A 10140-nucleotide genomic window follows, 5' to 3' on the forward strand; every position below is an offset into this window, starting at 1 on the left:
TTCTCCCATGGCGTGTGAAACACTCGAATGGCATACGCATTGCGAAATCGCGTGCGCAGCAGACGGGGTCGGGGAGAAAGGTCGTTACGACAATGCTTCACTGGACGGCTGTCTTCTCCATCTTGGCGGCGGTCGCCGCCTTTCTTGGGTTCGGCGCCGGCCCGGCGGAGGCCGTGGGCATCGCCAAGGCACTCTTCTTCATCTTTCTTGCGCTCGCCCTGCTCACCGCCCTCCTGGGTCGCCGCAGGCCCATGCTGTAAACGGGCGGCAAACCGCCCCGCTCGCCCAAAAGTGGGCCACCGCATCGAGCAGCTTCATCCATCGCGCGCTTCCCATTAAGGTGGGAGGCCGATGACGACCCCGTCCGGGCAGAGCAAACGATGCGTAGCCGCCGCGGCGGTCATGCTGCTGGCGCAAGCCGTTGCGCGACCTGCCGCCGCGCAATCCGAGCCGCGGATCGACCTTTCGCCTGGGCCCGACACGGCGATCATCGCAGGGTCACTCCTTGGCTACTGGCTCGTGTCGCAGATCCCCGTGGAACGACGGCGGTGGACGAGCGAGCTTCTCCCCTTCGACGGAGCGACGCGAGGAGCCTTCTCCAAGACGCACATGTTCATCAGCGACACGCTACTCGCGGCGACCATCATGGCACCCATCGTCGCAAACCTCGTGAACCGCGATCCCGACGCGCTGCCAAAGGCCATCGTCACGGGCGAAGCCCTTTCCCTGGGCATCTTCCTCAATGCCGTGTCCAAGTACACGGTGCAGCGCCCGAGGCCGTACACGTACTGCGGCGATCAGGCCAACCGCGACTTTGCCATCTCGCGCGGCGGCGAAGCGTACCTCTCGTTCTTCTCGAGTCATTCTCTGAATGCGTTCGCGGCCGCGGTTAGCGGCGGCCTTCTCTTTGCCTATGGCAACTCGGACTCGGAGGCGCGTGCCGTGGTTTGGGGACTCGAAATGACCCTGGCCAGTGCCACGGCCACCGAACGCGTTCGCGCAGGTCAACACTTCCCCTCCGACGTTCTCCTCGGCGCCGCCGTGGGAACGGGCATCGGCATCCTCGTCCCGCGCGCCCACATGCGGGATCGTTCCGCCGTCTCGATGCACCCCATCGAATGGGCCGCCATCGGCGGAGGTCTCGTGCTCGGCACCACGGTGGCCGCCGCCTTACCGGCGTTTCATTGGCCAGCCTACGAATCGCGCGGCACGACGGTGCGGCTCGTGCCGTCGTTCTCGGGGACGGGGGCAGGCCTGACGGCTCGCGGGGTGTTCTGAGCGGCGCAATGCAACGCTGCCCGCCGCGCACGCGCCGTTCTTGCTGACACGCTACGCGGCTCTTTCCCCCATCGCTGAACGACGACGTCGTAGGCCGCACAGGCCCCGGACACGTCACCGGTTTGCTCCAGCGCCATGCCGAGGTCCAGATGGGCCCACGTATGTTCGATCGCCCACTGCACGACGTTGCAATCGTTGGCCACGCGCCGGAGAAGCGGAATGGCTCTGTCCACGTCGTCGGCAAGAAGACTCACGTGACCAAGGGCGAAATCATCGCGGACGGTGGCCATCCCCCAACGATGGGGAGCCGTCTCGTATTCTCGATAGGCTCGATAGGCATCTACGAAATCTTCTTTGGTTTTCGCGGCATCCGCATACCCATAGAACCACACGTCCTTCGTACCGTAGTAGTCCTTCGTCGGAATCTCGTTCTTCATCCAGCGCTGCCGATGTTCTTCGAACGCTTCGCGCGACAGCGTTCCCACGAAATACTGCATGCGCCGCGGCAGGATGTTGCCTTCCATATGATTGCCCAGCAACCAGCCATCGAGCCTCTTCAGATGCTGCGCCGCCAAACGCGTGATGCGGGGCACATCGTTCAGTTCTTTTGCCATATTGAACTGATATCTCACGATGTATTCATGCCATCCGCCGTCGGTTTCTCCTTCGTCCCACGCCACTTTGTCGTCCAGGGTGCGTTGGGCTTCGGCGAACGAGCCTTTCAACACGTCGAACATCGGATCGACGTCATTCTTCGAAAAAGAAACACGCTCGTACGCGTCTCGGGCGCTCTCGATCGTGCCCCCCTGGGCGATGATCGCTCCGGCCAGGGACCACCGCCAGGAGCCGGCCGGCCGATTCGTCAATCGTAGGAGCGTACGCGCGTACTGCTCGGCCTCGACGCATTGCCCCTCGTGGTTGGCGAACTTCATGAGCCATGAGAGGCAGCTGTCGGCCTGCGGCGATATGCGAAGGCATTCGTCGAGCGAACGGCTCGCGCGGTCGTGGTCGTGGTCGGACTCCGCCACGGCTCTTTGATACAGCGCCAAGGCCAGCGATGGGTCGTGCCGCAGAGCCGCGTCGCTCACATCGATGGCTTTCTGGTTTTCATGCTTGTCCAAATGCACCCTTGCCAGCACACTCGAAAGCAGCCAATCCGCTGGAAATCGCACCAGGGCGGCGGTCAAGGCTTCCTGCGTTGCCGTCAAGTCTCGAGGAACGGTCACGGACGTCGCAAACGCATCGAGCAAGGCGCGGTCCCGTGGCGAGAGCTGATTGCGGTGAATCGTAGCAGCCCGATAGTGTTGCACCGCTTCGACATCGTCTTGGACCAACATGATGGCGGAATACAGGTGGGCCGCCGCGAAGTCCGGGTCGGCATCGAGCGCGTCGCCGAGGGTCAGCAGCGCAATCCTGGACGATGCGCCCCGCCAATACCGAATGGCCGCGTCGAAGTGAGCCCTCGCCTTGGGGTTCCGAGTCGATTCTTCGCCGTTCACGGCCTCGGAGGCATCCGCGGCGCTCGAAACGGGAGCCATCTCGCGGTTGCACGTGGGCAGGAAAATGCCGGTAAGTAGCGCCGCCAAGCCGATGAGGGCCACCGCCCACGCGCGGTGTCTTCTTCCGGCCTTGCGGCGAGCCGGATCACGTTCGATCGCGGCCTGGAAGGCATCGTGCGCGTCATCCATCGTGGCAAAGCGCTCTTCGGGGTTTTCGTGAACGGCCCTCCGGATGACATGGGCGATGGTCAGGTCAATGCCATCCAAATCGATGCCGTCCGCCAGAGAGCATCCCGTGAGGAGCTCGTAGGCGATCACGCCCCATGCATACTGATCACCACGCGTGTCGCCCGCGGCAAACCCGAATCGAAAATCGAGAAGTTTGATATCGCCACCTCGAACGACGATGTTGTCCGGGCGTACGTCGCCGTGAGCCACGCCCGCGCGATGTGCGGCGGCGAGTCCTTGCGCGACTTGGAGAAGCCAACGCGCACGCTGAGCGAATGTCACCGTGGCGTCTCCCATGAATCGACGAAGGCATTGGCCAGTGACCTGCTCCCTGACCACGAATGCAACGCCGGCATGTTCACCCACGTCGAGAATCGGCGCGATGTTCGGGTGATTCACGCCCGAGACCACACGAGCCTCCCGAAGCAACTGCGCGATCTCCTCCGGATTGCGCACCATGCCGAACACTCGGAGTGCAACGTGCCGATTTCGCGCCGGATCGCGGGCGAGAAACACATCGCCCGCCCCCGCCGGAGAGCTCTCCAGCACATACCTGCCGAAATAGGCCTCCGGCGCCGATTCCAGGGTCCGAACCTCGCTCGGCGGGGCCGAAAGATCGGCGCGAATCGCCCGCGCCATGCGTTCCAGGTCCTTCTGCACGGCACGAGCCGACACGGGACGCTCGTCGGGATTCTTCGCGAGGAGATTGGCCACCAGCCGGCTCAGGGCAACGGGAGCCTCCGGGTGAAGCTCCGACAGGGGCGGTGGCTCGAGCAACATCACCTTCGCCGATGCCGAGAGCTCGGCGGTCCCCGGAAACGGCTCCACCCCCGTCACGCAACGAAACAGCAGACATCCCAACGAGAACAGATCGGCGCGACCATCGAGCTCCGGCGAGCCTCGAGCTTGCTCGGGCGCCATGTAGCCCGGCGTCCCAACGATGCATTCCCCCGACACGGCGTCCCCTGAATCGGCCTCGTCTCCCTCGCCAATCAGGGCCAATCCGAAATCGGCCAGTTTGGCTTCGCGCACGTTCCTCGCGGGCAATAAAACGTTGCTCGGCTTGATGTCCCGATGAAGAACCCCCACCGCATGCGCCGATTCCAAAGCCCCCGCGAGGCGAGCTCCGAGAATCAGTGCATCCGCAATGGCCAACACGCCTTCTCGCAACCGTGCGTGCAACGTTTCCCCAACGACCCATTCCATCGCCAAATAAGGGTCCCCTTCGACGTCGACCCCGTGCGCGACATATTCGACGATGGCCGGGTGCCGGAGCTTCGCCAGCGCGCGTACCTCGGCATCGAACCGATGCAGCGCCGCCGGATCCGCCTGGTGAAGGATCTTGAGCGCCACCCGTTCGCCGCGAACCTGGTCGAAGGCTCGGTAAACGACGCCCATGCCACCAACCCCAGCCTCGGCCTCGATGACGAATCGGCCGGCGAACAGCTGTTCGTCCAACGGAAGGACCCGTGCGAGGTCTTTCGGAACGCGCATCAAAAACTTGCTCCCAATACGATACGCGCCTCGTCGTTCATTTCCTCCTCGCTCGCCGTGCACTCGCGAAGCGCCATGAGAATGGCTGCTCGGAAATGACGGCGTGCGTACACCAGGCGATTGTTCACATCGCCGAGCGAAATACCGAGTTGCTCGGCAATGGCTTCGTACGAGGGCCGCTCGGACTCCTCCGTCAGGTGAAAGAGCTCGAATGCGCGAAAGTGCACCCCCTTGCCTTTGCGCACGCAATCTTCGCGCAGCCACGCCACCGCACTCTGGAGGAGGCTCTTCACCCATTCCGCTTCGAAAAGGGCTTCGGCATCGATGGTGAGAGCATCCTCCCGCTCCGCACCGAGTTCGATCTCGGCCGCCCCGAAATCGAACGACACGAAGGCCATGCCACCACCGCGCTTCTTGGCATGCCGATGCCGCTGGTAGCTCGCCACGAAACGGTCGGCGCAGACACGAACGAAGGTGCGAAAGCGGGCGCGCTGCGGGTCGAAGCCCGCGAAGACGTTCTTCTCCATGGCACGCAAAAAGAATTCCTGTGTGAACTCCTCGGCGTCGATGGCCGTCGTTCGCCAGCGAAGCCGGATGTATTTGTAGATGGGCTTCCAATACCGCTGCGCGAGGACCACGAACGAGCGCTCCCGTTTGACGGGATCGGTATCGCGCACGCCGAGAACGGCGGATGGCGGCGTATGGGGAAAGTTCTCTCCATCCTCGCGCTCCCCGCTGCGCAAAGGACGGATCGCGCCAGGAGACGGCGTCCGCTCCCACGAGGTCAATTCGAGCCTCCACGATTTTTCGAGCGTGACCTACGAGCGCCGCCATCGGCAGGCGAATAGGAGGGTATGAACCGCTGGGATCCCACGACGTGCAGGTCCGCGTACTGAGGAGGGCACGAGAGCCACATCGTTATTCACGCTAACACCCGTGCTTGGCACTCGCAACGTCGAGCCGCCTCGCGCCCCATGACCTCACAGCACAGAGATAAGCATGAACGCGCAACGACTTCTCACCGGCTTTCTCACGACTGGAATATGCACCATCGTCGGGTGCACCCACGCAGCATCGGACGGAGCCGACGATGGGCCGTCCGGCGCACGCACCGACGCCTCGTCGACCAGCGTCTTGCGTCCTGCGTCGGATATCGCGTGGACGCCATGCGGCACGGCGGGGGGCGAGTGCGCGACGATTCGAGTCCCCATCGATTGGGCACACCCCGAGGGCGAGACGTTCGAGTTGGCCATCGGCCGGAAGCTGGCGCTGGAACCGGAGAACCGCATTGGCGTTCTCTTTCTCAACCCCGGGGGACCGGGCAGCTCGGGAATCGATGCCTACATCACGGGGCAACCGAGTCTCGATACCAGCATTCTGCGAAAACGCTTCGATCTCGTGAGCTGGGATCCCCGTGGTGTGGCCCGCAGTCACCCCGTCGTGTGCGACGCAGACCTGTTTGGCCAATACGACTTTGCCTTTCCAACGACGGAGCGCGCTTACCGCGAGCGCATCGCCTTCAACGCGAAGCTCGGGGAGAACTGCCGGGCGCACACGGGGCCCCTTTTCGACCACGTCGATACCCTCAGCACCGTTCGCGATATGGATGCCATCCGCAACGCGCTCGGGGAGGAGAAGCTCAACTATCTAGGCATCTCCTACGGCACGCTGATCGGTCAGCAGTACGCCGAGGAATTCCCGGCGCGGATTCGCGCCATGGCGATTGAATCCAATATGGACCACAGCGTCACGTCCACCTTCCGGTACCTGCAGATGTACACGGAAGATCTCGAAAAGAGCTTTCTCGCATTCGTCGATTGGTGCGGGCGCACGCCGACGTGCAAACTCCACGGGAGAGACGTCGCCGCCATCTGGGACCAACTCTACGAAAAGGCCACCGCCGGAACGCTCATCGACCCCAAAACGGGTGGCGCTCTCGAGCTAGCGTGGCTGCGGTTCAATCTTCAGGTCGCGATCATCGCCCCCTCTCGCTGGCCGGGCCTCGCGGAGCGCATCGCAAGCTTGGAGAGCGGTGTGCCCCTCTCGGCGTCTGCGCGAGGCATGGCCGACGAGCGACTCCTCGAGGCAGGCTACCAACCCATCCTCTGCCAAGATTGGAAGTTCGAGATGCGCAGCTTCCAGGAGTTCGATGCCTATCGCCGCATCCTCGAAGCGATGTATCCCCACACACGCATGACCATATTTTGGACTCAGATCCTCGACTGCCTCGGCTTTCCGGTCAAGGTCAACAACCCGCAACATCGACTGTCCGCGCCGGATGCGCCGCCCACCCTGGTGGTCACGTCGCGCTACGATCCTCTGGCACCGCACGATGGAGGCGTGGCCGTGCACCGGCAGTTGAAAGGCTCCGTACTGCTCCAAGACGACAACTTCGGACACATTCCATCGGTTCGGAGCCTCTGCGCACGCCAAACCATCGAAACGTACCTAACGACGCGGGTCATGCCTCCGAAAGATGCGCATTGCCCGGCTGAATTTCCGGAGGAGGCGCCCCCCTCGATGAGGGAGGCACCACCCCCGTAATCCTCACCAGCCGTCGGGATCCGCCTCGGCGTACGTCGTGCCGGCACCAATGTTGTCGTACCAAATCTGGCGCGTGCCTTGGTTGCCCACCAGGCGGCCTTCGTCGTGCCACCCGTTGGCGTAGAGGCCCACGCGGAAGTCGAATGCACGGTCGTCGGAAATCGTAGTGGCGATGTTCAGGCGCTCGAAGACTTTGCTTCCGTCGTACCAGACCTTGAAGTAGCCGTTCGAGCCGCTCTGCCAATTCACTTGCATGACGAAGCGGTGCCATACGCCGGCGGTGACGTTGGCCACACCGTTGAAGTTCGTGGTTCGCTGCGAGCAGATACCACCCGTCTTCACGCGCGTATTGAGGCTGGAGCCGTTGAGCCAGACCATGGTGCTGGGCATCCAGTCGTCGCAGCCGGTGTTGGAAAAGTCGGCAATGAATTGCGCGATGTTGTAGTTCTGGCTCGTGAATTGCCAGTCGCCCTGCAGGCGGAAGGCAAACCCGTAAAAGCCCATGTCCCCGCGGTTGTACACGTCGTTGCGTACGAATTCCGAGTGGTATCGGCCGCTGTAATTCGGGTCGTACACCTGCATCGCCTTGATGGCGGTGGTCCCGTCGTACACGATGTTGGTCACTTGCGAGATGCTTCCATTGTGCTCGGCAAGTGTGGCACTCCACCCCGAGGTCGTCCCCGTATTGTGGAAGATGACTGTGGCAAAACTCTCGCGACTACACAACATGCAGGCCGCCAGGGCGAGACCTGCGCCTAATCCCTTAACAAGCGTCATCTGACCCTCCTCGATTGTCGTCGCTCCGATTGCGGGGGACACAACGTCGTAAATCGAAGAAGGAGCGACGTCAATCAAATATTGACACCGGTTTCCGCGCCGCCGAAGCGCCAGCGATTACTAACAATGGAACGTGCGCATGTGCGCACACAATCCATTCGCTCCATCGAGCAAATTTTCGCTTTCAGCGCATTCCGTTTTTCATAGTTTAAAAACGGTGCGTCATACGATTTCCGCTTGCATGACTCGCCCCGCCTCTGACAATGGCGCTCATGGCGAGCCGTCTTTACGTCCTCGTTGTCTGCGCAGCCTTCGCGGTGGCCCTGCCCTATCCAGATGGGACGGGCGGCGCCCCTCGCGAGCAACCCGCCGAGCCGAATCGGCCTGCGGCCACGGCATCCACACCACGTCCCGTTTCCGCGCAGCCTGCGGCAGCTGCAGGCCCGCCGCGGGAAAAGGCTGCCGCCAGCGACGTCGAGGAGCTCGTCCGCCTCCACGATTTCAGCCCCGTCTCGGACGACAATCCCGTCCTGGCCCGGGTGGACGGCACGTCCATCGAGATCCCGGTCAGCGAATTTCGAGCCTATCTGAAGGCCGAGGTCAGCGAAGAAGACCGCAAGAACCTGGATCTGGCGGGCAAGAAGCAGAAGCTCGATCGGCTCGTCGATGAACTGATTTTCCTGCGAGATGCCTATCGCCGCAACGTCCATACCCGCGAAAACATGGTTCGTTCACTGGAGAGCACGCGCCGACTGCTGCTCGTCGAATTTTTGACGCGGGAAGAGGTGGGCGACAAAGCCAAGTCCGCAGATCATTACGCAGTGCTCCAATCTGCATTGGAGGACCGATTGTTCGAGAAAGCGACAGTGGTCGTCTCCAATGAGGGATATGCGCACCTCAAAGATGCACTTGCGCAACATGGCTCGGGCAAATCGGAAGACCTCCCGACCGATATTGCGGCATACCAGCTTGCACAATGCAACGAGATGAAGGTCTCCGTCGGGGAGGCCTTTGCAACGTACGTCGGACTACCGCCCGCAAAGCGCCCGAACGCCGCGACACAAGAGGGTGTTTCGAAGCTGCTCAAGCAACTTCTCATGGATGGCCTCAAAATGGCCGAGGCTCGGGCCCGAGGCATCGACAAACGCCAGGCATACCGCGAAACCGTGGCCGCCAATCGAGCCTCGCTCACGCGGATGTGGCTCCAGGATCGCATGACGGACAAAGCCGCGCAGCGAATGAAGACGCCAGAAACGGAGGTACGCCTCCGCAAATGGTATGACGACAATCTGAAGTCCCGTTACACGTACAAAGACAATAAGGGTGTCCAGAAGGTCATCAGCTTCGAGACCGAAAAGGCATCGATCCAGAACGACTACTTTGACACAGTGCGTGAAGAGGTGCGCGCCGAACGGGCCGCGCAACTCCGCGAAGGTTCCAAGATTGAAATCGACGAGCGGCTCCTGTCCAGCGGGTAGCTGCGAACGTCAAAATTGGATCTTGCAATCCACACTAAATCTGCGGGTTCCCGAAACGCTTATCCAGCTTCGACAGCTGGCTCGTGAAGCCCAATGAGGACAACTTCGTAATTTCCGCGTCATGCATCGGGTCCAAGGCGACGACCATGCGGACATGACCTCCCCGCGGGAAGAATTCCACGGTGATGGTGCTTTCGTAAGCGGGCACGCCGGGAAAGAAGTCGATCATGTGCGTGAGAGCCAGACGCTCGTAGGGCCGAAACTCCGAGAAGGCGCCGCGGGTCTCGTGCGAAGGAGGGCGGCCCATCTTCGCAAGCACCGCGACATGTTCGGGCGCATCGGCGATCATCTCGTAGCGAAGCATGCCACCCGCTCGAGCCTCCAGCGCGTGCACTTCGACGTGGTAGCCCTCCGGGCCCCACCACGACTCGAAACCCTGTTTCGTGGTCCATAGGTCCCAGAGCTCCTCGATGCGGGCCTCGTAGGTGCGTTCGAGAACGATCTTCGGCGTGCTCATGTCCGTTTTCCTTTCGTGAGGGCCGCCCCGAAGCGGTCGAGCCGCGCTTCCCAAAGGCCGCGGTACTTGGCGAGCCACGCGTCGAGCTCGCGGAACGGTTCCGGTCGAAGCGAATACAGGCGGCGCTGCCCGTCCGGACGCATCGCCACGAAGCCGGCTTCGTGAAGGATGCGCAGGTGCCGGGATACGCCCGATTGATGGATACCTGCCTGCTCGACGATGTCGTTCACCTGCTGCTCGCCGCGGCTCAGCACGTCCACGATGCAGCGGCGGGTCGGGTCGGCCAGGGTCTGAAACGCGTCTAGTTGCATCGTGGTACATATAC

Annotated in this window: 9 protein-coding genes; 4 read left to right on the top strand and 5 right to left on the bottom strand. The window is 62.3% G+C overall.

All coding sequences use genetic code 11. From position 1 onward, the window contains the following. Positions 1–92: 92 nt before the first annotated feature. The gene (locus LVJ94_27985) at positions 93–260 is read left to right on the top strand and encodes a DUF1328 domain-containing protein (protein WXB00753.1); all 168 of its coding nucleotides are present in this window, start codon (positions 93–95) and stop codon (positions 258–260) included. A gap of 91 nt (positions 261–351) precedes the next feature. Next, positions 352–1278, top strand: coding sequence for a phosphatase PAP2 family protein (locus LVJ94_27990; GenBank protein ID WXB00754.1), 927 nt, complete (start codon positions 352–354; stop codon positions 1276–1278). On the opposite strand, the gene LVJ94_27995 is transcribed toward LVJ94_27990, so the two are convergent. Both LVJ94_27995 and LVJ94_28000 read right to left on the bottom strand, forming a co-directional pair. Beyond that, a complete protein-coding gene (locus LVJ94_27995) occupies positions 1194–4499 on the bottom strand; it encodes a protein kinase (GenBank protein WXB00755.1) in 3306 nt (1101 codons plus the stop codon). The genes LVJ94_27990 and LVJ94_27995 overlap by 85 nt on opposite strands. Then, on the bottom strand, positions 4499–5287 hold the full coding sequence (locus tag LVJ94_28000) for a sigma-70 family RNA polymerase sigma factor (protein ID WXB00756.1): 789 nt from the start codon (positions 5285–5287) through the stop codon (positions 4499–4501). Before LVJ94_28000 ends, LVJ94_27995 begins: the two co-directional genes overlap by 1 nt. 211 nt (positions 5288–5498) lie before the next feature. On the opposite strand from LVJ94_28000, the gene LVJ94_28005 reads away from it, so the two are divergent. After that, positions 5499–7043: an alpha/beta hydrolase gene (locus tag LVJ94_28005; protein ID WXB00757.1), complete on the top strand. Its 1545-nt coding sequence runs from the start codon at positions 5499–5501 to the stop codon at positions 7041–7043. A 3-nt stretch (positions 7044–7046) separates the two neighbouring features. Here LVJ94_28005 and LVJ94_28010 read toward each other — a convergent pair whose 3' ends face one another. Beyond that, a complete protein-coding gene (locus LVJ94_28010) occupies positions 7047–7772 on the bottom strand; it encodes a polysaccharide lyase (GenBank protein ID WXB00758.1) in 726 nt (241 codons plus the stop codon). A 320-nt stretch (positions 7773–8092) separates the two neighbouring features. On the opposite strand from LVJ94_28010, the gene LVJ94_28015 reads away from it, so the two are divergent. Further along, positions 8093–9298 (top strand): hypothetical protein, encoded by a 1206-nt coding sequence (locus LVJ94_28015; GenBank protein WXB00759.1) that lies wholly within the window; start codon positions 8093–8095, stop codon positions 9296–9298. 34 nt (positions 9299–9332) lie between these two features. Here the strand turns inward: LVJ94_28015 and LVJ94_28020 are convergent, their stop codons facing one another. After that, positions 9333–9815, bottom strand: a complete 483-nt coding sequence (locus LVJ94_28020) for an SRPBCC domain-containing protein (GenBank protein WXB00760.1) — start codon at positions 9813–9815, stop codon at positions 9333–9335. Then, positions 9812–10126 (bottom strand): metalloregulator ArsR/SmtB family transcription factor, encoded by a 315-nt coding sequence (locus LVJ94_28025; protein WXB00761.1) that lies wholly within the window; start codon positions 10124–10126, stop codon positions 9812–9814. The genes LVJ94_28020 and LVJ94_28025 overlap by 4 nt, the downstream gene beginning before the upstream one ends. Between the last annotated feature and the right edge of the window lie 14 nt (positions 10127–10140).

The sequence above is a fragment of the Sorangiineae bacterium MSr11367 genome (assembly GCA_037157805.1).
Lineage (GTDB): Bacteria > Myxococcota_A > Polyangia > Polyangiales > Polyangiaceae > Pendulispora > Pendulispora rubella.